The following is a 26,086-nucleotide window of genomic DNA, read 5'->3' as shown; positions in this document are numbered from 1 at the left end:
GGGATGGTCCACCGCTCGTTGTCGAAATCGACTTCGGGCCAAATAGCATCGATGAACTCGCTCTTTCGCACGCCAGTCAGCAAAACGAATTTCAGCGCCAGGCGCAGCGTGGGTGTCGTGGCCACCTGGTCCAGCGCCGTCAGGAATGTGCGGATTTCAGCGGGTGACAATGCACGGTCACGAGGTTCAAACGTTGCGATGGCAGATGCGCGTATCGCTTCGGCCGGGTTATCGACGGACTGCCCGCTGGCACGCGCGTGCGCGAATATTGCTCGCGTTATCTCGCGGACATGGACCGCCACAGCGGGACCGCGTTTGGCCTTCACGTCATCACAGAGCGATTTCAGGCGAGCTGGCGTTAGCTCGTCCAGCTTTAGCTTTGATAGCGCCGGTTCGATGGCCCGCTTATAGACAGACTTTCGCATCGCCAGAGTGCTGTCCGCCAGTCGTTCGGCGCCACTCTTCGGGTCTGCCTTGTGAGCAAAATAGCCTTCCGCCCAGCCGCCGAACGTCAGCGACTCGGCCGCTGCGGTCCGCTTGTCTGCCTTCCCGCGCGACGGCGACACGCCGCGCTCTACGTCGCGCCTCGCGCGGTCCAACAGCGCGCGCGCCTCGGCCAGCGATACGTCCATGCCAAATTCGAGCGTATCGAGTTCGCGCGCCGGCTTACGCGCCAGCCTGGCATCGTACCGGCCGATTGTGAGCGTCTCGCCTCTGCCGTTTATCCGGTAGTTGTACCGGAAACTGATAGTGCCGCTAGGTAACACTGCGGCGTACAAGCCATCACGGTCGCCCTTCTTGTAAAGCTTCTCGGTTGGCTTGAGCTTCTGCAGTCCTGTATCTGTCAGCAAGGTGTCCTCCGTTCGGCATTACCACCAGATACCATCATGGTATCTCAATGGTACCAAACCGAACGGAACGGATACCCTAAAAGGTGCCATCTACCGTACCAGCAGATCCACCGAGATTGAGCGATACAGGGTGATTCCGACTGATAGCTTTAAGCCATTGATGTATAATAGATTTTTGTGATCTTCGACATCAACTGAGACAGCTTGGTACGGTCCAAAATCATTCCCACTCAATCGTCGCCGGCGGCTTCCCCGAGATGTCATACACAACCCGATTAATCCCGCGCACCTCATTGATGATGCGATTCGACACGTGCCCCAGCAGTTCATGCGGCAGATGCGCCCAATGCGCGGTCATGAAGTCCAGCGTCTGCACGGCACGCAGCGCCACCACATACTCATAAGTGCGGCCATCGCCCATCACGCCAACGCTCTTCACCGGCAGAAACACCGCAAACGCCTGGCTCGTCAGGTCGTACCATGACTTGCCGGTTTCTTTGTCGATGAAAGTGCGGAGCGTCTCGATGAAAATCGCGTCCGCGCGACGCAGCAGGTCGGCGAAATCGCGCCGCACTTCGCCAAGAATCCGCACGCCCAGACCCGGGCCCGGGAACGGATGGCGATACACCATCGCCGGCGGCAAACCGAGCTTCACGCCGAGTTCGCGCACTTCGTCCTTGAACAGTTCGCGCAGCGGCTCGAGCAGCTTCAGGTTCAGCGTTTCCGGCAGGCCGCCCACGTTGTGGTGGCTCTTGATCGTCTGCGCGGCCTTCTTGCCCTTGCCCGCCGATTCGATCACGTCCGGATAGATCGTGCCTTGCGCAAGCCACTTCGCGTCAGTCAGCTTGCCCGCTTCGGCCTGGAACACTTCGACGAATTCCGCGCCGATGATCTTGCGCTTCGCCTCCGGATCCGTCACGCCAGCGAGCTTCGCGAGGAACACTTCGCTCGCGTCGACGTGAATCACCTTTACGCCAAGGTGATCCGCGAACGTCGCCATCACCTGCTCGGCTTCGTTCAAACGCAGCAGACCATGATCGACGAACACGCAAGTCAACTGGTCGCCGATCGCGCGATGCAGGAGCGCCGCCGCCACCGACGAATCCACGCCGCCCGACAGCCCCAGGATCACGTGCTCGCGGCCGACCTGCTCGCGAATTTTCGCAACCGCTTCGTCGATGTAATTGCCCATTTCCCAGTCGGCCCTCGCGCCGCAGATCTGCAGCACGAAGCGTTCGAGCATCGCGCGGCCTTGCACGGTGTGCGTGACTTCCGGGTGCCATTGCAGACCGTAGAAGTGACGCTTTTCGTCGGCCATTGCCGCGATCGGGCACGATTCGGTGGACGCCATCAACTGGAAGCCGTCGGGCATTTCCAGCACCTTGTCGCCGTGGCTCATCCACACCTTCAGCATGCCGTGACCTTCCGGCGTGGTGAAGTCGCTGATGCCTTCGAGCAGGCTCGTATGATTGCGCGCGCGCACTTCGGCGTAACCGAATTCACGCAGATGGCCGTTGTCGACCTTGCCGCCGAGCTGCTCGGCCATCGCCTGCATGCCGTAGCAGATGCCCAGCACGGGCACACCGAGTTCGAACACGATTTGCGGCACGCGCGGCGTATCCGTTTCGGTGACCGAGCTCGGGCCGCCGGACAGGATCACGCCCTTCGGCGCGAAGTCGCGGATGAACGACGCGTCGACGTCGTACGGATGGATTTCCGAATACACGTTGGCTTCGCGAACGCGACGTGCAATCAGTTGGGTGACTTGCGAACCGAAGTCGAGGATCAGGATCTTGTCATGCATGGCAGCGGACGGAGTCAAAAGTGAACGGATAGGGAATGCCGCGCAACACGCGCGGCGTTGAATTCAAAGCGGTCCACGTGGGGACGATCGAACAAGGTGTACAGCAATGAAGCGCGCTCGACTGGACAACGCAGCACGCAGCGCGTTGCGGCGCGCGCGAGCGGAATGATCCAGCAGCTTCGGCGTTCGGGTTGGCGCTCAGCGCGTCAGCCATGAAACGGTGGCCGGGGTGCGCCCGGTGCGTCGGCGGCGGAATTGCGGGCTTCGTCGCGCGCGGCGGCAGCGTCGGCACTCGCTTCCCTCGCCCTTCGTTCTGCACGCTCGGCACGCTCAGCCTGTTCGGCCGCCGTGAGCCCCGCTTCGTCGACCACCACGGGCTGCACCGGCGTAGCAGTAGCGGCTGCGGAGCCAACCGGACGCGTGACCGGAATCACCGGCTCGACCAGCGGTTCAGCGTGATAAACCGGAAAACCTGCGGTGACGTGACCAGCGCCAGGAACCGGCTCGCGCCGGTTGGCGGCGTCTTTCGCCGCATCTTTCGCGGCTTGCCGTTCGGCGCGCTCAGCGGCAGCAGCTTCGGCGACGCGCACTCGTTCACGCTTTCGCACGGCCCCCGACAGACGCACACCGCCCAGACCGATCAACAGCAATACCACGCCGGTCAGCACCGCGACGATCTGCCCGAAACCAGTCAGCGCGGGCGTATGCAACCCGAGCAGCCAGATTAGCATCAGTACACCGGTCAGCCAGTTCACATGCCCGACGACCTTGGCGACCGTCGAAGTAAGCGCGCCATCGATCGACGCATGCAACGCGAGCCACGCCAGCCCGATCAGCGCCACGCCAAACCCCTGACCGACCAGAGCCGGCTGGGTTTGCACCAGAAGCAGCGCGTTGTACAACGATGTCCAGGGCGTCAGCAGGAACAGCAGGCCGAACGCGAGCAGCAGCAAGGCATCGAGGAGAAGTACAACGCGCAGCAATGGCTTCATTGGCGTTTAGTCCACGTGGTAGTTGGGCGCTTCCTTGGTGATCTGCACATCATGCACATGCGACTCGCGCAGGCCCGCGCCGGTGATCTGCACGAACTCGGCCTTGTCGTTCATTTCCGCGATCGTGCGGCAACCGCAGTAGCCCATGCTCGCGCGCACGCCGCCGATCAGCTGGAACAGGATCGCATTGACCGAGCCCTTGTAGGCGACACGGCCTTCGATCCCTTCCGGCACCAGCTTGTCGATATTCGCGGAGTTGTCCTGGAAGTAGCGGTCCGCCGCGCCGTCTTTCATCGCGCCAACCGAACCCATGCCACGGTACGACTTGTATTGACGGCCCTGGAACAGGAACACGTCGCCCGGCGCTTCTTCGGTGCCGGCGAACATGCTGCCCATCATCACGGCATTCGCGCCGGCGGCCAGCGCCTTGCTGATGTCGCCCGAGAAGCGCACGCCGCCGTCGGCGATGACCGGCACGCCGGTGCCCTTCAGCGCTTCCGACACATTCGAGATCGCGGTAACCTGCGGCACGCCCACACCGGCGACGATCCGCGTCGTGCAGATCGAACCGGGGCCAATGCCGACCTTCACACCGTCCGCGCCGTATTCGACGAGCGCCTTGGCCGCCGCGGCGGTAGCGATGTTGCCGCCGATCACTTCGACGTGCGGGAACTTCTGCTTGACCCACTTGACGCGCTCGAGCACGCCCTTGCTGTGACCGTGCGCGGTGTCGACGACGATCACGTCCACACCCGCCTGCACCAGCAGTTCGACGCGCTCTTCATTGTCTTCGCCCACACCGACCGCCGCGCCCGCGCGCAGCTTGCCGTGTTCGTCTTTACAGGCGTCCGGGTGTTCGGTCTGCTTGGTGATGTCTTTCACCGTCATCAGGCCGCGCAGTTCGAACGCGTCGTTGATGACCAGCACGCGTTCCAGGCGATGGCTGTGCATCAGCGCCTTGGCTTCAGCGAGCGGCGTGCCTTCCTTGACAGTGACGAGGCGCTCGCGCGGCGTCATGATGTTGCGCACCGGCTCGTCCAGACGCTCTTCAAAGCGCAAGTCGCGGTTCGTGACGATACCGATCAGTTGCGCGCCTTCGACAACCGGAAAGCCCGAAATGCCATGCTGGCGCGACAGCGCAATCACGTCGCGCACCTTCATTTGCGGCGGCACCGTGATCGGATCGCGCACGACGCCCGATTCGAAGCGCTTGACCTTCGCCACTTCACGCGCCTGCTCGGCCGGCGTGAGATTCTTGTGGATGATGCCCACGCCGCCCATTTGCGCCATCGCAATGGCGAGACGGGCTTCGGTGACGGTGTCCATGGCGGCGGACACGAGCGGCATATTCAGGGAGATGTTGCGGGTCAGCCGGGTCTTGAGGCTGGTGTCGCGCGGCAGAACATCGGAGAAAGCCGGGACGAGGAGCACGTCATCGAACGTGAGTGCTGTTTGGATCAGACGCATGGCAAATCCTATAGGCGCAAAAGCGAATTATACGCGATACCTCCCCGCTTTTCACTGCACTAACAGCAGCTTAGCGAATTTCGGGCGATTTTTTTCGTGACTTCCAGCTTCGCTATTTCGCTTCCCGGTTCGGCTCGGGTTCGATCCGGTTTCGTTTGCGCGTTCGCAGCCATCCGCTCCGAAATGCAGAATCGAACAAGACGCGCTGCCGTCGAGCGGCTATTCTGCCGACCATTCCAATCTTTTTGAAAGGGGCAGTCGATGCAGCGCGGTGTGGCATATGGAGTAATGGCCGGGGCCTTGTGGGGCATGGTGTTTCTGGTGCCGCGCGTGCTGCCGGACTTCTCGCCGCTGCTGCTGAGCGCGGGGCGCTACACGATGTACGGGATCGTTTCACTGGCGGCCGCGCTGCCGGTCGCGCGTTCGCTCGTCAAACGCCTGACCCGCGAGGATCTCGGCGCGCTCGTCAAGCTGGCGCTGGCCGGCAACCTGCTCTATTACCTGCTGCTCACCGCCGCCGTGCACATGATCGGGATCGCGCCGGCTTCGCTGATCGTCGGCGTGCTGCCGGTCACGGTGACACTGCTCGGCCGGCGCGATCACGGCGCCGTGCCGCTTGCGCGGCTGGCATGGCCGCTCGCGATGGTGGTGGCGGGCATCGCGTGCATCAACGTCGACGTGTTCACCGTCGCCGAGAGCACGCCGGTCAGCATCGGAACCAAGCTCTTCGGCCTCGCCTGCGCGGTCGGCGCGCTCGCCTGCTGGACGTGGTTCGCGGTCGAAAACGCGCGTTATCTGCAACGCCAGACGCACTTCAGCGGCAACGAATGGTCGATGCTGTGGGGCGTCGTGACGGGCGCGCTCGGCGCCGCGCTGTGGCTCGTGATCGCGGTGCTGCCATCCGGCAGCGCGCCAAGCGCGCTCGCGGACGAGCGCTGGCACACCTTCTGGCTGCTGAATCTGGGGCTTGCCATCGGCGCGTCGTGGCTCGGCAACGGACTGTGGAACGCGGCGTCCAAACGCCTGCCGCTCACGCTGTCAGGCCAGTTGATCGTGTTCGAGACGCTGTTCGCGCTGCTCTACGCGTTCATCTACGATCAGCGGTTGCCGCGCCCGCTGGAAACGGCCGCGATCCTGCTGCTGGTGGCGGGAGTGTGCTGGTCGGTGCGACAGCATGTGGACGACGATTCGTCCGGCGCAGTATCGATCGAGGACAAAGCGCAGCCTTCCACGCATTGAAACGACGCGCCGTGGGCCTCGCACGACGGCGCACAGCGGGTCACAGCGGCGCACAACGCGCTACTAACGCGAATCCCTGTTCTGCCAGCGACGCCCTTCGATGGAGCCCGCCTTGCGGGTTTTCTCGACGCGCCGTTGCCGCGACAGCTTCGGATCCACCAGCAGCGGCCGGTAAATCTCGACACGGTCATGATCGGCCAGCACCGTATCCAGCGGCTTGAGCTTGCCGAACACCCCCACCTTCTGCGTGCCGAGATCGATCTGCGGGAAACGTTTCAGGATGCCGCTCGCGTCGAGCGCCTGCTGCAGCGTCGCACCTTCCGGCAGATCGACGGCGATCAGCACCTGCTCGCTCGCCGACGCGTAACAGACTTCAATCGACAAGCGCGCGCTCATGCCTTACCGTAGCGCTGATCGGCGCGCTTCACGAACGATTCGACGAAGGTGTTGGCGATATGGCTGAACACCGGCCCGATGATCTTCTCGAGGATGATGTTGGTGAATTCGTAGTGCAACGCGAATTCGATCTTGCAGGCATCCGCGCGCAGCGGCGTAAAGCGCCAGAAACCGGTGAACTTGCGAAACGGGCCGTCTGCGAATTCCATATCGATACGCGTGGGCCGCTCCATGCTGTTGCGGGTGGCGAAATGCTGCTTGATGCCCTTGAAGTTGATGTCGATCTTCGCCTCCATGCCGGTTTCGTCCTGGCGGCGAATCTCGACTCCACCGCACCAGGGCAGGAAGTTGGGGTAATCGGCGACGTCGGTGACGAGGTCGAACATCTGTTCCGCCGAATGGCGGATCAACACGGTTTTCTGGACATCTGCCATAAATTGAACAGCGCGTGGCAAGGGTGGACAAGCGGGTTGAAAAGCGCCGCGGGCTTTCCTTGCCCCGCTTTGCTAAAATCGTGATTTTAAACGAGTTGGGCACTTTCCATTCATGAGCATCATCGACAACAGAAAAGCGTTCTACGACTACTCGGTCGAAGAACGCTATGAAGCAGGGCTCGTGCTCGAAGGATGGGAGGTCAAGGCGCTGCGCGCCGGGCGCGGCCAGATCAAGGAAGGGTATGTCGTTATCAAGAATAACGAACTGTTCCTGATCGGCACGCACATCAGCCCGCTACCCGAAGCCTCGACCCACATCAATCCCGACCCGGTGCGCACCCGCAAGCTGCTCCTGCATAGCGAAGAGATCAGCAAACTGATCGGCAAGGTCGAACAGCGCGGCTACACGCTGGTGCCGCTGAATTTCCACTACAAGGGCGGTCGCGTCAAATGCGAAATCGGCCTCGCTAAGGGCAAGAAGCAGCACGACAAGCGCGAAACCGAGAAGAAACGCGATTGGGAACGCGAAAAGGCCCGGCTGATGCGCTCGCCGTCCTGATCTGATCCAACCGGCGCGCGAGGCGCGCGGATTTGCCGCGCCTGGGGCTCCACACGCACCCTCGCCGCGCCCGCACCGCGTCAAAACAAAGGCCCGCTCATTTGCACTGAGCGGGCCTTTTCGTTGATGCAGCGGCAACCTGCTGCGACACCTGCTTAACGCACGTCGGTCGCGCCGCCCTTACCCTTGTTCACGATCGTCAGCGCCGACGCGATCATCGAACTCATATCCGCCAGATTGCCCGGCACGATCAGCGTGGTGCCCTGCTTTGCCAGATTGCCGAACGCATTCACGTATTGTTCGGCCACCTTCAGATTCACCGCCTCCATCCCGCCGTTCGACTGGATCGCCGCGGCGATCTTTTGAATCGCCTGTGAATTGGCTTCGGCCACGGCCAGAATCGCCGACGCCTGACCCTGCGCCTGATTGATCGCCGCCTGCCGTTCGCCCTCGGACTTCTGGATCGCCGCTTCACGACCGCCGGACGCGATATTGATCTGCTCCTGCTTGCGCCCTTCCGATGCGGCGATCAGCGCGCGCTTCTCGCGCTCCGCGGTGATCTGCGCCTGCATCGCGTGAAGAATTTCCTTCGGCGGCGTCAGGTCCTTGATCTCGTAGCGCAACACTTTCACGCCCCAGTTCGACGCGGCTTCATCGAGCGACGACACAATGCTGTGATTGATGAAATCACGCTCTTCGAAGGTCTTGTCGAGTTCGAGCTTGCCGATCACCGAGCGCAGCGTGGTTTGCGACAACTGCGTGATCGCGAACACGAAGTTGCTCGATCCATACGACGCCTTCATTGGATCGGTGACCTGAAAATACAGCACGCCGTCCACCTGCAACTGCGTGTTGTCGCGCGTGATACAAACCTGGCTCGGCACTTCGAGCGGGATTTCCTTGAGTATGTGCTTGTATGCGATCCGGTCGACGAACGGAAACGCGAAACTCAGACCCGGCGTCAACGTGCGGTGATAGCGGCCGAGCCGCTCGAGCACCCACGCATGTTGCTGCGGCACGATCTTCAGCGTCTGCGCCGCCAGCACGATCACGATGAGCAAAAACACCGCCCCGATGATGGTCGAATCCATTACTACCCTCCAGTTCGTAGTTCGAATAATTGCGTACGTGCGAGGTGGTCGTCAGTCATGTCGACGCTCAGACCGCGCTCGCGTCCGCCTTCGCGTGACGGCTCGCGACCACCACGAGGCAACTGCCGCGCAGCTCCGCGATTTCGTACAGTTGCGCGTTTTCAGGCTCGTTATCGGCCAGCTCGACGTCCCACGCAGCGCCGCGATAATTCACGCGAGCGCGGCGCTCGTGCCACGCCAGCACGGTCACGGTCTGACCGATATCCAGATTGACGTCCGGATTCTTCGACGCCTCCTTGCGCGTCCTGCGCCCAAAGCGCGAGCGCCGCAACACCAGCACGGCCGCCAGCGCGACCACGGCTGCGACCGCGAACTGCAGGTCGGCGGCCGCACCCGCAATGTGCGCGATAGCTGCCGCGACAAAACCCAACGCGATCATCAACAGATAGAACGTGCCGCTGATCAACTCCAGCACGATGAGCACACCCGCCCCGATCCACCAGAACAATCCACCTGGCGCCACGTCGACCTCCACAAAGCAAAACACCCCGGATCTACCGGGGTGTTTATAGCACGAAGCTGGTGCATTTTAGCGGGCGACGCAGCAAGCTTTACAAGCTTTTGACACTACGCAGCGCCGTTTATGCAGGCCGCTTATCAGGCGGCCGCTCCGCGAATTACTTCGTCAGCGATTTCGCCAGTTGCTGCCACGTCTCGATGATCGAATCCGGGTTCAGCGAGATCGACTTGATGCCTTCGTCGGTCAGCCATTGCGCGAAATCCGGATGATCCGAAGGACCCTGGCCGCAGATACCGACGTACTTGTCCAGACGCAAGCAGGTTTCGATCGCACGCTTGAGCAGGAACTTGACCGCCGGATCGCGTTCGTCGAAATCGACGGCCAGCAACTCCATACCCGAGTCGCGGTCGAGGCCGAGCGTGAGCTGCGTCAGGTCGTTCGAACCGATCGAGAAACCGTCGAAGAATTGCAGGAACTCTTCGGCGAGAATCGCGTTCGACGGCACCTCACACATCATGATCAGGCGCAGACCCTTCTCGCCGCGCTTCAGGCCGTACTTGGCCAGCAGCCCGACCACGCGTTCCGCCTGCTGCAGCGTACGCACGAACGGCACCATGATCTCGACGTTGTCGAGGCCCATCTCTTCACGCACCTTCTTCAGCGCGATGCATTCCATCTGGAACGCTTCCGCGAAGTCGTCGGCGATGTAGCGCGACGCGCCGCGAAAACCCAGCATCGGGTTTTCTTCGTCCGGCTCGTAACGCGAACCGCCGATCAGCTTCTTGTACTCGTTCGACTTGAAGTCCGACAGACGCACGATCACGGGCTTCGGATAGAACGCTGCCGCGATCGTCGCGATACCTTCGGTCAGTTTGTCGACGTAGAACGCACGCGGCGACGCATGGCCGCGCGCGACGCTTTCCACGGCCTTCTTCAGGTCCTGATCGATGTTCGGGTACTCGAGAATCGCCTTCGGGTGAACGCCGATGTTGTTGTTGATGATGAACTCGAGCCGCGCGAGACCCACGCCTGCGTTCGGCAGTTGCGAGAAGTCGAACGCAAGCTGCGGGTTGCCGACGTTCATCATGATCTTGACCGGAATCTCCGGCAGCTCGCCGCGCTGCACTTCGGTGACTTCGGTTTCGAGCAGGCCGTCGTAGATCTTGCCTTCGTCGCCTTCCGCGCACGACACGGTGACGAGCGCGCCTTCCTTCAGCACGTCGGTTGCGTCGCCGCAGCCCACCACCGCCGGCACGCCCAGTTCACGCGCGATGATCGCTGCGTGGCAGGTACGGCCGCCGCGGTTCGTGACGATCGCGGAAGCGCGCTTCATCACCGGTTCCCAGTTCGGGTCGGTCATGTCGGCCACCAGCACGTCGCCCGGCTGCACACGGTCCATTTCCGACGGATCGTGAATCACGCGCACCGGACCCGCGCCGATCTTCTGACCGATCGCGCGGCCGGTCGCGAGCACGTTCGATTGCCCCTTCAGCTTGAAGCGCTGCTCGGCCTTGCCCGCCGCCTGGCTCTTCACCGTTTCCGGACGCGCCTGCAGGATGAAGATCTTGCCGTCGCGGCCGTCTTTACCCCACTCGATGTCCATCGGACGCTCGTAGTGCTTTTCGATGATGACCGCGTATTTCGCGAGTTCGATCACGTCTTCGTCGGTAATCGAGAAGCGGTTGCGCTGCTCGTGCGGCACGTCGACGGTCTTCACGCGGCCTTGTTCGCCGGCCTTCGTGAATTCCATCTTGATCAGCTTCGAGCCGATCGAACGGCGGATGATCGGGTACTTGCCTTGCGCGAGTGTGGTCTTGTAGACGTAGAACTCGTCCGGATTCACCGCGCCCTGCACCACCGTTTCGCCCAGACCGTAGCTCGACGTGATGAACACCGCGTCCTTGAAGCCCGATTCGGTGTCGAGCGTAAACATCACGCCCGCTGCGCCGACGTCCGAGCGCACCATGCGCTGCACACCCGCCGACAACGCGACTTCCGCGTGCGTGAAGCCTTTGTGGACACGATAGGAAATAGCGCGGTCGTTATACAGCGACGCGAACACGTGCTTCATGCGATCGAGCACGTCTTCGACGCCGACCACGTTCAGGTAGCTTTCCTGCTGACCCGCGAACGATGCGTCCGGCAAGTCTTCTGCCGTTGCCGACGAACGCACGGCAAACGACAGCTCTTCAGGCGAGCTGTTTTGCAGCGTGTCGAAGCCCGCGCGAATGTCGGCCTCGAGCTGCGCTTGCAGCGGCGCGTCGATGATCCATTGACGGATCTCCTTGCCCGCTTCGGCGAGCGCCTTCACGTCGTCGACATCCAGCGTTTCGAGACGTTTGGCGATGCGTTCAGTCAGATTGTTGTGATGCAGGAAGTCGCGGAAAGCCAGCGCCGTAGTGGCGAAACCGGTCGGCACGCGCACGCCGGCTTCAGCGAGCTGGCTGATCATCTCGCCAAGCGACGCGTTCTTGCCGCCGACAATCTCCACATCGGTCATCCGCAACTGCTCGAACGGAACTACATACGCCTTGTCCTTTGCGACGGTAACTACGTTAGTCATACAAGCCCCTAAGTGTGAAAGAAATTCACGGCTGTGCAAGTGGGCTCGAACGCGAGACGCCCATTGGGAGCGTGACCTCACGTCTTGCACAACCTGTTGGAGAAGCAATCGCTGGGCGATGCACCGGATTCGGCAGAAGCCCTCGAAGCACCGGATGCACGAAGAAGCAGACGGATGGCCGAATTTACCGATCGAACCACTGCTTTGCGCTCAAGTTACCGGCGAATAGAGTGGCGTTGAACGACGGTTCGCAGTGAGTTAGCCGCCAATCGACTGCAATTGCTTATCCAACAGGTTGCCGCTATTCTACCGTGCCGACTCTCAAAATGTGACAGTCGGACGAGAATTGCGCCTCGAATCGCGCCCCGGACCGGCCAGCGGGCCTTTGCGAGGCCCCGCCGCCAGCCGGGCGCAGTTGCGGTGCCCACGGCGCGCTGTCGAAACGCCGCTGCAAATTCCGGTTAGCCACCGTGCAGCACGCGTCAAGACAGCGATGTTTCTTTCGAGCGTTTTTTGCCGCTCACGTTCCCAGCCCCACTGATGCCGCCCACCGTATTCATCGTCTCCGACGGTACCGGGATCACTGCCGAAACCTTCGCGCATTCGATCCTCTCCCAGTTCGACCAGAAATTCCGCCTGGTCCGCGTGCCGTTCGTCGACTCCACCGAGAAGGCGTACGCGACGCTCGAAAAAATCAACGAAGCGATCCAGCAGGACGGCCGCCGTCCGATCGTCTTCACGACGCTGGTGGACAGCGCGTCGAATCAGATCGTCAAGGGCTCGAACGCGCTCGTGCTGGATATGTTTCAGACCTTCGTCGAACCGCTCGAACAGGAACTGGAGCTGAAGTCGAGCCACGCAATGGGCCGCGGGCACCAGAATGCGGATACCGAGGAGTACAAGAACCGGATCGAGGCGATCAACTTTTCGCTCGCGCATGACGACGGTCAATCGAACCGCAATCTCGCCGACGCCGACGTGATTCTGGTCGGCGTATCGCGCAGCGGCAAGACGCCGACAAGCCTCTATCTCGCGATGCAGTACGGTGTGAAAGCGGCTAACTATCCGCTGATTCCGGAAGACTTCGAGCGCGGCAAACTGCCTACGCCATTATTGGCACATCGGCAGAAGATGTTTGGTTTGTCGATCGATCCGCAGCGGCTGTCGGAAATCCGTAACGAGCGGCGTCCCGGCAGCAAATATGCGGCGCCGGAAAACTGCCGTTACGAAATCAACGAAGCCGAAGCGATGATGCGGCGCGAAGGCGTCAAGTGGCTGTCGTCGACGCATAAATCGATCGAGGAAATCGCCACCACGATCCTGCAGGAAATCAAACTGGACCGGCCGGCTTATTGACGCGATAGCGATGGCGGTTGCGGCTCACGCCGCGCGCTGCTGGCGGCACTGCTCGAACACGCAGACGGCCGCCGCAGCCGCCACATTCAGCGATTCCATGCCGCCCGGCTGCGGAATCGTCACGCGCAACGACACGGCATCGCGCCATGTCTGCGACACGCCCGCCCCTTCATTGCCGAACACCCACGCCAGCGGTCCGCTCAGGTCGCAATCGTAGATCGCCTCGGCGCCGTGCGAATCCGTGATCACGACCGGCACCGCGAGGCGCTCGATCAACGCGTGCGCGTCGACGTCTTCGTGGATCTGCAACAGGAAGTGCGCGCCCATGCCCGAGCGCAGCACCTTCGACGACCACGCGTAGGCCGTACCCGGCGCACAAAACACGTGCTGAATCCCGGCTGCCGCCGCGCTGCGCAGAATCGAGCCGACATTGCCGGCGTCCTGCACGCCGTCGAGCACGACGCAGGTTTGCGCGACTTTTGCCGGCAACGGCGTGTCGAGTTTTTCGACCAGCAGCAGAATCCCCACCCCGTGCACGACGTTCGACAACTGGCCGAACAACGCATCCGGCAGCGTGACGACGCGATGGTCTTCGATGCGCGACACGATCGCCTGCGCTTCTTCATGCGCGAGCGCGCCGTCGGTGACGACGCACATTTCCGGCTGCCCGGCGACGTCGAGATAGGCGCTCGCGAGATGGAAGCCTTCGAGCAACGCGTGGCCGCCGCGACGCTGCTGATGCGTCGAGCCGGCCAGTGCCTTGAGGCGTTTATAGAGCGGATTGTCCCGCGAGGTGATGGCTTTCACAGGCAGCGCAGACAGTGAGAGAAAGGAGTATGCGAAGCTCGGCGCTCAGAGGCCCGCGCGTTCGCCGAAGGCGTCGTCGTCGAGCATCGCGTCGGTGAGTGTGTTCGGCACGACGATCGTGCTGCCGCCCGGCAACGTTACGCCCGTACCGAAGCGCAGATGCGCTTCACGCACCGGCGCGAACGAACGCCGGTGATGTTCGCACGGCCCATGTTCACGCAGCGCGGCGAGATGTTGCGGCGTGCCGTAACCGGCATGCGCGTTGAAGCCATAGACCGGAAACGTTTGATGCAATTCGAGCAGCATCCGGTCGCGCGTGACCTTCGCGAGAATCGACGCGGCCGAGATGCTTTTCACCAGCGCGTCGCCGCCGATCACCGCCTCGCTGCGAATGCTCAGCGTCGGGCAACGATTGCCGTCGACCTTGACGAGCGTCGGCACGACTTTCAGGCCTTCCACCGCGCGCTTCATCGCCAGCATTGTCGCGTGCAGGATGTTCAGCGTGTCGATTTCTTCGACCGAAGCCGAAGCGATGCAATAAGCCAACGCGCGCTCGACAATCTTGTCATACAGTTCGTCGCGCTTTTTCGCGGTCAGCACTTTGGAGTCGTCGAGGCCGCGGATCATCGGCTTCGACGGATCGAAAATCACCGCCGCCGCCACCACCGGACCGGCCAACGGGCCGCGCCCTGCCTCGTCGACGCCGCAGACGATATCGTCCGGCGTCTCGAACTCGAGGCCGACCTGCTGGGCCGCCGCGCCGGCAACCCGCGCGGTTTTTCCGCGTGGAGCACGAGCGCTGGTCACGGCCGTGCCTTGCGCGTTTCGATGACGTTCGCCACGACTTCCGCTGCACGCTGCGCGGTGTTCTGCTTCAGCACGTGATGCATCTCCGTGAAAATTTCCGTCAGCGTGCGCCGGTTGGCTTCGTCGCGCAACTGTTTCAGCGTGGCTTCGGCGAGCGCCTGCGGCGTCGCGAAATGCTGCAGGATTTCCGGCACGACGAAGCGCCCCGCCAGAATGTTCGGCAGGCCGACATACGGCAGATAGCCTTGACGGCGCATGATCTGCCCGGTCAGCCATGGCACCTTGTACGAGATCACCATCGGCTTTTTCAGCAGCGCCGCTTCGAGCGTCACCGTGCCGCTTTTCACGAGGATCGCGTCCGCCGCTGTCATCGCGAGTTGCGACTGGCCGTCGGTGATCGTGAGCGCGAGACCCGGATGCGAATCGACCAGCGGCCGCAGCATCTCGCGCAACGCGGGCGTTGCCGCCGGCATTACGAAACGCAAGCCCGGCTCCTGGTGCTGCATCATTTCCATCGCCGCGAAGAAGGTCGGGCCGATCAGATCGATTTCCGAACGACGGCTGCCCGGCAGCACCGCGATGATCGGGCCGCTTTCGGTGAGACCGAGCGTACGGCGCGCGCCGAGCGTATCGGGTTCGAACGGGATTTCGTCGGCGAGCGGATGGCCCACGTACGAAGCCGCGACGCCCGCCTTTTCCAGCAGCGCCGTTTCGAACGGAAATACGCACAGCATGTGATCGACCGCTTTGGCGATCTTCTTGATACGGCCGCCGCGCCACGCCCAGATCGACGGGCAAACGAAGTGCACGGTCGGAATGCCCGCTTCGCGCAGCGGATGCTCGAGGCCGAAGTTGAAATCGGGCGCATCCACGCCGATGAACACCGACGGCGGCTCGGCCAGCAGTTGGCGCTTCAGCTCATTGCGGATGCTGAGAATTTCGGGGATGTGCTTCAGCGCCTCGACGTAGCCGCGCACCGTCAGCTTCTCCATCGGCCAATGGGCGTCGAAGCCGTTTGCGGTCATGCGCGGGCCGCCGATCCCGTAGTACTGGGTGGTGGCCGGCAGACGGCTCGCGAGGCCGTCGAGCAGCGAGGCCGCGAGCAGATCGCCGGACGGCTCGCCGGCGACCATCGCGACGCGCAGCGGACTAGGTTGCAAGACCATCGCTTAGCGGATGATGCCGCGTTGCGACGCTTCGACAAACGCCAGCAGCGTTTGCACCGGCGCGTCGCCGTCGCCACCGGCCGTGGCGAGTTCTCGCAACTGCACCTTCGCCTCTTCGAGCGACAGGCCGTTCTTGTACAACAGACGATACGCGGCTCGCAGCGCCGAAATCGCATCCGGCGAGAAACCGCGGCGACGCAAGCCTTCCACGTTGATGCCGTGCGGCTCGGCCTTGTTGCCGGCGGCAATCACGAACGGCGGAATGTCCTGCACGAGCGCCGACGCGCCGCCGAGCATCGAATGCGCGCCGATGCGCACGAACTGATGCACGCCCGACATGCCGCCGACGATCGCGTGATCGTCGATGATCACGTGGCCGGCCATCTGCGCGTTGCTCGACAGAATCACGTTGTTGCCGACGCGGCAATCGTGGCCGATGTGCACGTAGGCCATGATCCAGTTGTCGTCGCCGAGCGTCGTGACGCCGCCGTCCTGCACCGTGCCGGTGTGGATCGTGGTGAACTCGCGGATCGTATTGCGATCGCCGATCACGAGCCGGGTCGGCTCGTCCTTGTACTTCATGTCCTGCGGACGACCGCCGACCGACGCGTAATGGCCGATCCGGTTGTCTTCGCCGATCGTCGTGTGACCTTCGATCACACTGTGCGAGCCGACGGTGGTGCGCGCGCCGATCGTCACATGTGCGCCGATCACCGCATACGGACCGACTTCGACGGACTCGTCGAGTTGCGCGCCCGGTTCGACGATCGCAGTGGGATGAATCCTGCTCATGCGTCCTCGCTTCTCATTCTGTTGCGTTGTCTGGATGGACTGCACCGGGCCGGCGACGCTCGCGCATGCGTTGCAGCGAGCCGACGCTTGCCCGGAGCGGCTTCACGCGTCTTTGTCCGTATGGCGCACCGCGCACATCAGGTCGGCTTCCGCCGCAACGACGCCATCCACTTCGGCACGTGCCTTGAACTTCCAGATGCCGCGCATGTGACGCTCGAACGTGCAGTTCAGGATCAGCTGATCGCCCGGCTCGACCACGCGCTTGAAGCGCGCATTGTCGATGCCGACGAACAGATACAGCGTGTTCGACGGATCGCTCGGCTCTTCCGAGAACGTCAGCAGCGCCGCGGTTTGCGCGAGCGCTTCGAGAATCAGCACGCCGGGCATCACCGGACGCGTCGGGAAGTGCCCCTGAAAATACGGCTCGTTGATCGACACGTTCTTCAACGCTTTGATGCTCTTGTGCGGCTCGAGTTCGAGCACCCGGTCGACCAGCAGGATCGGGTAACGATGCGGCAGCAGCGTGAGAATCTTGTGAATGTCGAGATTGATTTTTTCGGTGCTCATGGTGTTTCTGCTCACGCATTGACTGCGCGATGATGACTGCGGATGCTGGTGCAGGTGGGTTGGTAACGCGTGCTGCCGGCCGTTGCCGTGACCGGGTGGCACGGGCCGCCGGGCCACCCGGTCACGGCAACCGACGTTGCTTCCTGAGTTGCTTCCTCGGTTGCTTCCTGAGTTGTTTCTTGCGTTGCTTCCTGATACTTGCCCGCTATTTTACGCGGCGCGGGCCGGCCGCCCTGATTTCTCAGTCCTTGTCGCTGCCGGACTGGCTCGTGGCGCCGGATTGCTGCCCGGCTGCCGCGTGCTCGAGTGCCTTGATACGGTCACGCAGTTTGTCGATGTTGCGCAGCAACGCCGCGCTTTTGTTCCAGTCCGCGTGATTCACGGCCGGGAACGCGCTGGTGTAGATACCGGCCTTCGACAGCGACTTCGACACGCCCGACTGCGCGGTGACGATCACATAATCGGCCAGCGTAACGTGCCCGGCAATGCCGACCGCGCCGCCGATCATGCAATGCCGGCCGATCGTCGTGCTGCCGGCAATGCCCGCGCAGCCGGCGATCACCGTGTACGCGCCGATCTTGCAGTTGTGGCCGATCTGCACGAGATTGTCGATCTTCACGCATTCTTCGATGATCGTATCGGCCATCGCGCCGCGATCGATCGTGGTATTCGCACCGATTTCGACATCCGCCGCGATCGACACGCCGCCGACCTGCGGAATCTTCACCCAGCTACCGGTGCGCGCGTCGCCGTCGCCGACGAAATCCGGCGCGAAGCCGAAACCGTCCGAACCGATCACTGCGCCCGCGTGCACGATCACGCGCTCGCCGAGCTTGCAGCCGTGGTACACCGCGACGTTTGGATAAAGGTGCGAACCGGCGCCGATCCGGGTGCCGCGGCCGACCACCACGTTGGCGTCGAGCCGCACGTTGTCGCCGATCACCGCGCCCGCTTCCACCGTGACATGCGGCCCGATCACCGCGCTCGCGGCGATCTGCGCCGACGGGTCGACGGTCGCGCTCGGATGCACGCCCGGCACCGGCTTCGGTGCGGCCATATCGATGAAAGTTTGCGCGACGCGCGCGAAGTAAGCGTACGGATTGGGCGTGACGATGAAGTTACGGCCGTTGCTCGCCGGAGCGAGTTTGGCGAGGTCGTCGGCATTGATCAGAACCGCGCCCGCACGGGTGGTTTCGACCTGCGACAAATACTTAGGATTGGCGAGGAACGCCAACTGGTCCGGGCCTGCCTGATCGAGCGGCGCCAGACTGCCGACGCGCTGCGAACCGTTCCCGACTACTTCACCGCCGAACCGTTGGACGATGTCCTCGAGCGTAAATGCCATGCCTATCCTGTCTCCAATGTCGATCAGACTTAGCGCTTCAGCGCTTAGTCTGATCCCATGCAAGCCTGCTACCGCAATTCAGTCCAGCCTTCTGACGATCCGTGCGGTCAAACTTCAACCCGCACAACACTCAGACTCAATTACCCGACGCCGCCAACGCCTTCAATACCTGATCGGTGATGTCGATACGCGGGCTCACGTACACCGCTTCCTGCACGATCAGATCGTAGTGCTGCTGTTCGGCAATCTGCTTGATCACCTTGTTCGCGCGATCGAGCACCGCTGCCAGCTCCTCGTTGCGCCGCTGGTTCAGGTCTTCGCGAAACTCGCGCTGCTTGCGCTGGAAGTCCGTGTCGAGCTGCGACAGATCGCGCTGTTTCTGCGCGCGATCCGTAGCCGACATCGACGCACCGTTCTTATCGAGCGAATCGGACATCGATTTCAGCTTCGCGGCCATGTCCGCGAGATCCTTGTCGCGCTTCGCGAACTCGGCTTCGAGCTTGACCTGGGCGGCTTTCGCCGCGGCCGATTCACGCAGGATGCGGTCGGAATTCACGGCCGCGATCCGGGCCTCCTGTGCTTGCGCGCTGCCCACGATGCCGACGCCGAGCGTCACTGCCAGCGCCAGCGCGCATGCCACACGTTTCGAAAACATACCGGTTAGCAAAGTCATCCTCTCGATACTGTAGTTGGCCGAGCTCGCCACCGGGATCAGAACGCCGTCCCGATCTGGAACTGGAACTTCTGATACTGGTCGCCCGTGTGCTTCGTGAGCGGGAAACCCAGGCTCAGCTTGAGCGGGCCGATCGGCGAGATCCATGCAAGACCGACACCGTAGCCGTAACGCAAACCGTTCGCGCCGATGCTGTTGCCTTCCGTGCCCCACACGTTACCGCCGTCGAGGAAGGTGAAGACGCGCAGCGTACGGTCGTAGCCCGTGCCCGGCAGCGGGAACGTCAATTCGATGTTACCCACCAGCAGCTTCGAGCCGCCGATCGGGTCGTTGGTCTTGGCGTCGCGCGGACCCAGCGAGCTCGGCTCGTAGCCCCGCACCGAACCGATACCGCCGGCGTAGTAGTTCTTGAAAATCGGATAAGGCTTGCCGCTCAGGCCGTTACCGTAGCCACCCTGGAAGTTGAAGCCCAGCACGAAGCCACGCGAGAACGAGTAATAGTACTGCGCGTTGATGTCGGCCTTGTAGTACTGCGTGCCGCCGATCGGCGTGCCGTATTCGGCATTCGCCTGCGTGAAGTAACCGCGGCTCGGCACCAGCGCGCTGTCACGCGCATCGCGCGACCAGCCCACCGTGATCGGCACGTTGTTCGACACGCGGCCGAACTGGTTCACGTAGTCGATGTAGCTCTGCGGTGTATTGCTGTCGATATCGAGCTGGTTCTGCTCGAGGCCCGCGCCGAAATACACCGTGTCGACTTCCGAGAACGGAATGCCGAACTTCAGGTCGCCGCCGACCGTGACGATCTTGAAGCTCGAATCGGTCGAGTAGTACAGCGGCTGATACGTGCGGTAGTAGACGTCGGTAATCCGCTTGATGCCGTCGACCGTAAAGTACGGATCGACCTGCGTGACCGTCAGCGTGCGGTACGTCTTTGCGGTATTCACGTTCACCGACAGACTCGTGCCCGAACCGAACACGTTGTCTTGCGACACACCGGCCGACAGCACCACCTTGTCTGTGGACGAGAAACCCGCGCCCAGCGTGATCGCGCCGGTCGGCTTTTCGGCCACCTTGACGTCGACGTCCACCTGGTCTGGCGTGCCTTCCACCGGCACCGTGGTCACGTCCACGTCGGTGAAGTAGCCGAGACGGTTGATCCGGTCTTTCGACAGCGCGAGACGGTTCGAGTCGAACCACGAGCTTTCGAGCTGGCGCATTTCACGGCGCACCACTTCGTCGCGGGTACGCGTGTTGCCGACCACGTTGATGCGGCGCACGTACACGCGGCGGCTCGGATCGACTTGCAGCGTCAGGTCGACCTTGTGGTGTTCCTGATCGATCTGCGGCTGCGCATTCACCGTCGCAAACGCATAACCGTATTCGCCGAGCTTGTCGACGATCGCCTTCGTGGTGGCTTGCAGTTTCTCGGCCGAGAAACGGTCGCCCGGTTTGATCTTGATCAGCTTGGCCAGCTCCGCCTCGCGGTCGAGCAGATTACCGGCCAGCTTGATGCTGTTGATCGTGTACGGCTCGCCTTCGTGCAGCGTGACCGTCAGATACATGTCCTTCTTGTCCGGCGAAATCGACACCTGAGTCGAGTCGATGTTGAACTCGAGGTAGCCGCGATTCAGGTAATACGAGCGGACATTTTCGAGGTCGCCGGTGAGCTTGTCTTTCGCGTACAGATCGTTCTTCGTGTACCACGAGAACCAGTTCGGCGTGGACAGCTGCATTTCGTCGCGCAGCGTACCCGTGCTGAACGCCTTGTTGCCGATGAAGTTGATCTGGCGGATCTTCGCGCTCGGACCTTCGGCCACCGAGAACAGCACCGACACGCGATTGCGGTCGATCGGCGTGATCGTGGTGGTGACTTCGGCCGCGTAGTAACCGCGCGTCAGGTACTGACGCTTCAGCTCCTGTTCCGCCTTGTCGACCAGCGCCTTGTCGTAGTAACGGCCTTGCGACAAACCGACCGCGCGCAGCGCCTTGGTCAGGTTGTCCTTGTCGAATTCGTGAATGCCCGCGAAGTCGATCGTGCCGACGGCCGGACGTTCCAGCACCTGCACGATGACGACATTGCCTTCGGTCGCAATCTTGACGTCGTTGAAGAAGCCCGTGGCATACAGCGCACGAATGGCTTCGGAAGCCTTGTCGTCGCTAAACGTGTCGCCCTGCTTGATGGGGAGATACGCGAACACGGTACCGGGTTCGACGCGTTGCAATCCCTCGATCCGGATGTCTTGCACCACGAAGGGCGTCGTTGCGTGAGCAACCAGCCCATGCGCGGCGAACGCCGCGGCTATAACCGTCTTTGGAACAAAGCGATGAGGTTTAAACAACGTGCTTCCCCAGTGTGTATAGCTGCATCAGGTCAGGCGGTCGCCATCGGAACGCCGCCGGACACTTTAAAAATGGATTAAACGAGCCAGATCGTTGAACAGCGCGATCGCCGACAATGCGACGATGCAGGCGAGACCCGCCCTCTGAAAAACGAGTTGCCAGCGATCGGAGACAACTTTGCCGGTTACAGCTTCAACCAAATAATATAACAGATGCCCACCGTCCAAAACCGGAATTGGTAACAGGTTCAGTACGCCAAGGCTAATACTGACAAGGGCCAGGAACGACAGGAATGCAGAAGGACCTAGACGTGCGCTCTTTCCTGCGTAATCGGCGATTGTCACCGGGCCGGAAAGATTTTTCAGCGAGGCCTCGCCGACGATCATCCGCCCGAACATCCGCACCGAATAAACCGCAAGATCCCACGTACGGCGCGCACCCAACTGCAAGCTTTCAACCGGCCCATAACGCACGTCGATCGACGGCACCTGGGTGGCCAGCTCGGCGCCGATGCGGCCGACTTGCTGACCGGTAGCGTCGTCGCGCTGTGCTTGCGGCACGATGCGCACGTCTTCGAGCTTGGCCGCCGACTGTGCGCCCTGCGCGCCCTGCGCACTTTGCACGCCGCGCTCGACCTGCAGCGTCACCGGCTTGCCGGCGTGCGATTTTACATAGGCGATGAACGCGGTTGCGTTGTCGGTCGGCACGCCGTCGACTGCGCGCAGACGGTCGCCTGCGACGAGCCCCGCCTGTTGCGCCGCGCTGCCCGGCTGCACGCCCGCGACCGTCAGCTTGCCGCCACCCGGCTCGAAGCCGAGACGCGACATGAAGTCGTCGTCGACGTCTTTCTCGGTGAGGCCACGCAGATCGAGCTGGAAATCCGAGGTGCCGTGCGCGTCTTTCGCGCTCAGCACGACGCGTTTATGGTCGAAGGCCGCGCCGAGCAATTTCCAGCGCAGGTCGGACCACGACCGCACCGGCTCCGACTCGGCCGCATTCTCCGAGCGCACCGCGACGATCGTCTCGCCGCCTTCGAAGCCCGCCGCGGCGGCCAGCGTAGTCGGCGCCGGCGCTGCAACCACGGCCGCGGGTTCGGTCACGCCGGTAGCGAACACGAGCGCGAACAATACGATGGCAAGGAGGAAGTTCGCGACCGGGCCGGCCGCGACGATCGCGAAACGCCGCCATACCGGCTGACGGTTGAACGCGTGCGGCAGCGCTTCAGCGGAAATCGGCGCGCCGCCGGTTTCGCGCTCGTCGAGCATCTTCACGTAGCCGCCGAGGGGCAACGCGGCGATCGTCCACTCGGTGCCGGTTTTCGGACTCACCCACTGGAACAGCGGCTTGCCGAAGCCGATCGAAAAGCGCAGCACCTTGACGCCGCACCAGCGCGCCACGCTGTAATGGCCATACTCATGAACGACCACGAGTACGCCAATAGCGACCGCGAAGGCGAGCAGTTCGATCAGCAGATTCATAAGCGCCTCACTGGACGGCGCGTTCCGTGCGACGGGCGCTATCCGGCAGACGCGCGATGAATTCGGCCGCGGCACGACGCGCGGCGGCATCGGCCTCGATCACGTCTTCCAGTGCGTGCGCGCTCTGGTTCGGCAGCGCGTTGAGCACCGAGTCGACCACCTGCGCGATGGTCATGAAACCGATCTGGCGCGCGAGGAACGCCTCGACGGCGATTTCGTTCGCGGCGTTCAGCGCCGCGCTCGCCATGCCGCCCTCGGCCAGCGCCTTGACCGCCAGCGCCAGACACGGGAAGCGCGTGTAGTCGGGCTTTTCGAACGACAGCGACGCGACCTGCAGCAGATCGAGTTGCTGAACGCCCGAATCGACGCGATCCGGAAACGCCAGCGCATAGGCAATCGGCGTGCGCATGTCGGGATTGCCCAGTTGCGCGAGCACCGAACCGTCTGCGTACGACACCATCGAATGAATCACGCTTTGCGGATGAATCAGCACCTCGATCCGCTCGCCCGGCAGGTTGAACAGCCAGTGCGCCTCGATCACTTCGAGGCCTTTGTTCATCATCGTGGCGGAGTCGACCGAAATCTTGCGGCCCATCACCCAGTTCGGATGCTTGCAGGCTTCGTCCGGCGTGACGTCGACCAGCGTGGCCGGCTCGCGAGTGCGGAACGGTCCGCCCGAAGCCGTCAGGATGATCTTCGACACACCGCCGTGCTGCGCGGCTTCGCGCGGCAGGCACTGGAAAATCGCGTTGTGTTCGCTGTCGACCGGCAGCAGTACCGCGCCGTTGTCGCGCACCGCGTCCATGAAGATCGCGCCGGACATCACCAGCGCTTCCTTGTTGGCGAGCAGAATGCGCTTGCCGGCGCGCGCCGCGGCCAGGCTGGGCGCGAGACCCGCCGCGCCGACGATCGCCGCCACCACCGTATCGCAGCCGGCGCTTTCCGACACGTCGACGAGCGCCTGCGGCCCGTACGTGACTTCAGTCTTGCAGCCGGCGTCGCGCAGTTTTGCCGCGACGTGAAGCGCGGTATCGGCGTCGCCGACCACCGCGACGTCGGGCTTAAAGCGCAGGCACTGTTCGACGAGCTTGTCGCCGTTGCGATGCGCGGTGAGCGCATAAACCGAGAAGCGCTCGGGATGACGCGCGACGACGTCGAGCGTACTGTCTCCAATCGAGCCCGTGGAACCGAGCAATGTCAGACGTTTTTGCATATCTCTTTCTCTAGCCGAGCAGCAGCATGGCAAGCGGCAGCACCGGCAGTAACGCGTCGATGCGATCGAGCACGCCGCCGTGCCCAGGCAACAGGCCGCTTGAATCTTTCACACCGGCCTGGCGTTTCATCATCGATTCGAACAGGTCGCCCACTACGCTGAAGATCACCAGCAAGGTCAGCGCGAGCAGCGTACGCACGGCGCCCAATTGCACCAGCAGCGCAGAATACAGGGTTGGCTCGAACGCATGCAAAAAGACCGCAAGCGCCGCCACGATCATGACCGCGAGCCAGCCGCCGATCGCGCCCTCCCAGGTCTTACCGGGGCTGATGGCAGGCGCCAGCTTGTGTTTTCCGAACGCTTTTCCGGAGAAGTATGCGCCGATATCGGCCAGCCATACCAGGAGCAGCAGCGACAGCACGAACGGCACGCCCTTCATGCGCGCGGCGACGAGAGCATGCCAGCACGCGACGAATACCACAATCCCGGCAAGGAACAGAAAGATGCGCGCGGCGCCTTGGGCCAGCGTGGGCTTGCGCAGCAGCACGTACGGCCCGGCGATCACCCAGAACACCGCGGCCGCCTGAAACAGCGGCCGTGGCTCGTCGACGCCGGTGCCGAGCCGCGTACTCGCGACCAGCGCCATAGCGGCGACGATCGCGTAGATCGCCGGGCCGGCGCCGCCGAGTTTCAGAAGGCGCGCCCATTCCCACGCGGCGAACACGACGACGAAGGCGATCAGCGCGCCGAACGCGCCGACCGGCGCGAACAACGTGACCGGCAGGAACACGGCCAGCATGACGATCGCCGTGATGACACGGGTTTTTAGCATGGAAGCGAATCGACGTTCTGCGATTGCGGCTCGAGTTGAGCACTGGTGCGGCCGAAGCGGCGCTCACGCTCCGCATAGGAAGCGATAGCGTGGCCGAGAGCGTCGGCGTCGAAATCCGGCCAGTAGGTATCGGTGAAATAGAACTCGGTGTACGCGAGTTGCCACAGCAGGAAATTGCTGACACGGCGCTCGCCGCCGGTGCGGATGAACAGGTCCGGCTCCGGCGCATAAGCCATCGACAGGTGCTCGGCGAACGAGTCTTCGTTCACCTCGACCGCCTTGCCTGCCAGCGCCGATTGTTCGGCGAGCTTGCGGGTGGCCTGCATGATGTCCCAGCGGCCGCCGTAATTCGCGGCGATGGTCAGCGTGAGACGGGTATTGCGCGCGGTTTTGGTTTCCGCACGCTTGATCAGATCGCGGATGCGCGCATCGAACTTCGACAGATCGCCGACCACGCGCAGACGGATGCCGTTCGCGTGCAGCTTGCCGATTTCGCGCTCCAGCGCGGTGACGAACAGGCGCATCAGGAACGACACTTCGTCGTTCGGGCGGCGCCAGTTTTCCGAGCTGAACGCAAACAGCGTCAGATATTCGACGCCCTGCCGTGCGCACGCCTCGACGGCCGCACGCACGGCGTCGACGCCGCGCGTATGGCCGGCGACGCGCGGCAGGCGGCGCTGGGTCGCCCAACGGCCGTTGCCGTCCATGATGATCGCGATATGTCGCGGCACCGCGGCGACATCAGGCACGCGCACGGTTGAGCTGGTATAGGTCATGGCCGTCGGGACAGT

At 62.7% G+C, this 26,086-nt stretch carries 24 protein-coding genes; 3 read left to right on the top strand and 21 right to left on the bottom strand.

Annotation, left to right across the window (positions count from 1 at the left end; genetic code table 11):
• From PQQ51_RS27615 to guaB, 4 genes are all read right to left on the bottom strand, one after another.
• The coding region (locus tag PQQ51_RS27615) for a tyrosine-type recombinase/integrase (protein ID WP_408500275.1) at positions 1 to 851 on the bottom strand (851 nt) is incomplete at its 3' end.
• A gap of 220 nt (positions 852 to 1,071) precedes the next feature.
• On the bottom strand, positions 1,072 to 2,655 hold the full coding sequence (gene guaA / locus PQQ51_RS27610) for a glutamine-hydrolyzing GMP synthase (RefSeq protein WP_408500273.1): 1,584 nt from the start codon (positions 2,653 to 2,655) through the stop codon (positions 1,072 to 1,074).
• A 206-nt stretch (positions 2,656 to 2,861) separates the two neighbouring features.
• Entirely contained in the window at positions 2,862 to 3,647 is a 786-nt protein-coding gene (locus PQQ51_RS27605; protein WP_408500271.1) for a hypothetical protein, read from the bottom strand.
• 6 nt (positions 3,648 to 3,653) lie between these two features.
• Positions 3,654 to 5,114: an IMP dehydrogenase gene (gene guaB, locus PQQ51_RS27600; RefSeq protein WP_408500269.1), complete on the bottom strand. Its 1,461-nt coding sequence runs from the start codon at positions 5,112 to 5,114 to the stop codon at positions 3,654 to 3,656.
• Between the two features lie 261 nt (positions 5,115 to 5,375).
• On the opposite strand from guaB, the gene PQQ51_RS27595 reads away from it, so the two are divergent.
• Positions 5,376 to 6,353: a DMT family transporter gene (locus PQQ51_RS27595; protein WP_408500267.1), complete on the top strand. Its 978-nt coding sequence runs from the start codon at positions 5,376 to 5,378 to the stop codon at positions 6,351 to 6,353.
• A 63-nt stretch (positions 6,354 to 6,416) separates the two neighbouring features.
• Here the strand turns inward: PQQ51_RS27595 and PQQ51_RS27590 are convergent, their stop codons facing one another.
• Positions 6,417 to 6,749, bottom strand: coding sequence for an RnfH family protein (locus PQQ51_RS27590; RefSeq protein WP_408500265.1), 333 nt, complete (start codon positions 6,747 to 6,749; stop codon positions 6,417 to 6,419).
• Complete coding sequence (locus PQQ51_RS27585; RefSeq protein WP_028199353.1) at positions 6,746 to 7,183, bottom strand: type II toxin-antitoxin system RatA family toxin; 438 nt, start codon at positions 7,181 to 7,183, stop codon at positions 6,746 to 6,748. Before PQQ51_RS27585 ends, PQQ51_RS27590 begins: the two co-directional genes overlap by 4 nt.
• A 112-nt stretch (positions 7,184 to 7,295) precedes the next feature.
• On the opposite strand from PQQ51_RS27585, the gene smpB reads away from it, so the two are divergent.
• Positions 7,296 to 7,742: an SsrA-binding protein SmpB gene (gene smpB, locus PQQ51_RS27580; RefSeq protein WP_042323149.1), complete on the top strand. Its 447-nt coding sequence runs from the start codon at positions 7,296 to 7,298 to the stop codon at positions 7,740 to 7,742.
• 155 nt (positions 7,743 to 7,897) lie between these two features.
• On the opposite strand, the gene PQQ51_RS27575 is transcribed toward smpB, so the two are convergent.
• From PQQ51_RS27575 to ppsA, 3 genes are all read right to left on the bottom strand, one after another.
• The gene (locus PQQ51_RS27575; protein WP_408500263.1) at positions 7,898 to 8,833 is read right to left on the bottom strand and encodes an SPFH domain-containing protein; all 936 of its coding nucleotides are present in this window, start codon (positions 8,831 to 8,833) and stop codon (positions 7,898 to 7,900) included.
• Positions 8,834 to 8,900: 67 nt separating this feature from the next.
• Positions 8,901 to 9,356 carry an NfeD family protein gene (locus PQQ51_RS27570; protein WP_408500261.1) on the bottom strand — a complete coding sequence of 152 codons (456 nt, stop codon included), beginning with the start codon at positions 9,354 to 9,356 and terminating at the stop codon, positions 8,901 to 8,903.
• Positions 9,357 to 9,510: 154 nt separating this feature from the next.
• On the bottom strand, positions 9,511 to 11,916 hold the full coding sequence (gene ppsA, locus PQQ51_RS27565; protein ID WP_408500259.1) for a phosphoenolpyruvate synthase: 2,406 nt from the start codon (positions 11,914 to 11,916) through the stop codon (positions 9,511 to 9,513).
• 540 nt (positions 11,917 to 12,456) lie between these two features.
• Here ppsA and ppsR point away from each other — a divergent pair.
• The gene (gene ppsR / locus PQQ51_RS27560; protein WP_054035190.1) at positions 12,457 to 13,272 is read left to right on the top strand and encodes a phosphoenolpyruvate synthetase regulatory kinase/phosphorylase PpsR; all 816 of its coding nucleotides are present in this window, start codon (positions 12,457 to 12,459) and stop codon (positions 13,270 to 13,272) included.
• 24 nt (positions 13,273 to 13,296) lie between these two features.
• On the opposite strand, the gene PQQ51_RS27555 is transcribed toward ppsR, so the two are convergent.
• The 12 genes from PQQ51_RS27555 to uppS form a co-directional block, all read right to left on the bottom strand.
• Complete coding sequence (locus PQQ51_RS27555; RefSeq protein ID WP_408500257.1) at positions 13,297 to 14,079, bottom strand: TrmH family RNA methyltransferase; 783 nt, start codon at positions 14,077 to 14,079, stop codon at positions 13,297 to 13,299.
• Positions 14,080 to 14,124: 45 nt separating this feature from the next.
• Positions 14,125 to 14,886, bottom strand: a complete 762-nt coding sequence (gene rnhB, locus PQQ51_RS27550) for a ribonuclease HII (RefSeq protein ID WP_408500256.1) — start codon at positions 14,884 to 14,886, stop codon at positions 14,125 to 14,127.
• Positions 14,883 to 16,052 carry a lipid-A-disaccharide synthase gene (lpxB, locus tag PQQ51_RS27545; protein WP_408500255.1) on the bottom strand — a complete coding sequence of 390 codons (1,170 nt, stop codon included), beginning with the start codon at positions 16,050 to 16,052 and terminating at the stop codon, positions 14,883 to 14,885. Before lpxB ends, rnhB begins: the two co-directional genes overlap by 4 nt.
• A gap of 3 nt (positions 16,053 to 16,055) precedes the next feature.
• Positions 16,056 to 16,844: an acyl-ACP--UDP-N-acetylglucosamine O-acyltransferase gene (gene lpxA / locus PQQ51_RS27540; protein WP_408500254.1), complete on the bottom strand. Its 789-nt coding sequence runs from the start codon at positions 16,842 to 16,844 to the stop codon at positions 16,056 to 16,058.
• A gap of 102 nt (positions 16,845 to 16,946) precedes the next feature.
• Complete coding sequence (gene fabZ / locus PQQ51_RS27535; RefSeq protein ID WP_006048683.1) at positions 16,947 to 17,411, bottom strand: 3-hydroxyacyl-ACP dehydratase FabZ; 465 nt, start codon at positions 17,409 to 17,411, stop codon at positions 16,947 to 16,949.
• 241 nt (positions 17,412 to 17,652) lie between these two features.
• A complete protein-coding gene (gene lpxD / locus PQQ51_RS27530) occupies positions 17,653 to 18,756 on the bottom strand; it encodes a UDP-3-O-(3-hydroxymyristoyl)glucosamine N-acyltransferase (protein ID WP_408500252.1) in 1,104 nt (367 codons plus the stop codon).
• 136 nt (positions 18,757 to 18,892) lie between these two features.
• The gene (locus tag PQQ51_RS27525) at positions 18,893 to 19,429 is read right to left on the bottom strand and encodes an OmpH/Skp family outer membrane protein (protein ID WP_408500251.1); all 537 of its coding nucleotides are present in this window, start codon (positions 19,427 to 19,429) and stop codon (positions 18,893 to 18,895) included.
• Between the two features lie 38 nt (positions 19,430 to 19,467).
• Positions 19,468 to 21,771, bottom strand: a complete 2,304-nt coding sequence (gene bamA, locus PQQ51_RS27520) for an outer membrane protein assembly factor BamA (RefSeq protein ID WP_408500250.1) — start codon at positions 21,769 to 21,771, stop codon at positions 19,468 to 19,470.
• Positions 21,772 to 21,837: 66 nt separating this feature from the next.
• On the bottom strand, positions 21,838 to 23,250 hold the full coding sequence (rseP, locus tag PQQ51_RS27515) for an RIP metalloprotease RseP (RefSeq protein WP_408500248.1): 1,413 nt from the start codon (positions 23,248 to 23,250) through the stop codon (positions 21,838 to 21,840).
• Positions 23,251 to 23,257: 7 nt separating this feature from the next.
• On the bottom strand, positions 23,258 to 24,463 hold the full coding sequence (locus tag PQQ51_RS27510) for a 1-deoxy-D-xylulose-5-phosphate reductoisomerase (RefSeq protein ID WP_408500246.1): 1,206 nt from the start codon (positions 24,461 to 24,463) through the stop codon (positions 23,258 to 23,260).
• Positions 24,464 to 24,473: 10 nt separating this feature from the next.
• Complete coding sequence (locus PQQ51_RS27505) at positions 24,474 to 25,295, bottom strand: phosphatidate cytidylyltransferase (RefSeq protein ID WP_408500244.1); 822 nt, start codon at positions 25,293 to 25,295, stop codon at positions 24,474 to 24,476.
• Positions 25,289 to 26,071, bottom strand: a complete 783-nt coding sequence (gene uppS, locus PQQ51_RS27500; RefSeq protein WP_408500242.1) for a polyprenyl diphosphate synthase — start codon at positions 26,069 to 26,071, stop codon at positions 25,289 to 25,291. Before uppS ends, PQQ51_RS27505 begins: the two co-directional genes overlap by 7 nt.
• Between the last annotated feature and the right edge of the window lie 15 nt (positions 26,072 to 26,086).

Source organism: Paraburkholderia xenovorans (genome assembly GCF_046030735.1).
GTDB lineage: Bacteria > Pseudomonadota > Gammaproteobacteria > Burkholderiales > Burkholderiaceae > Paraburkholderia > Paraburkholderia xenovorans_A.
This window is presented reverse-complemented; position numbering and strand designations above follow the sequence as displayed.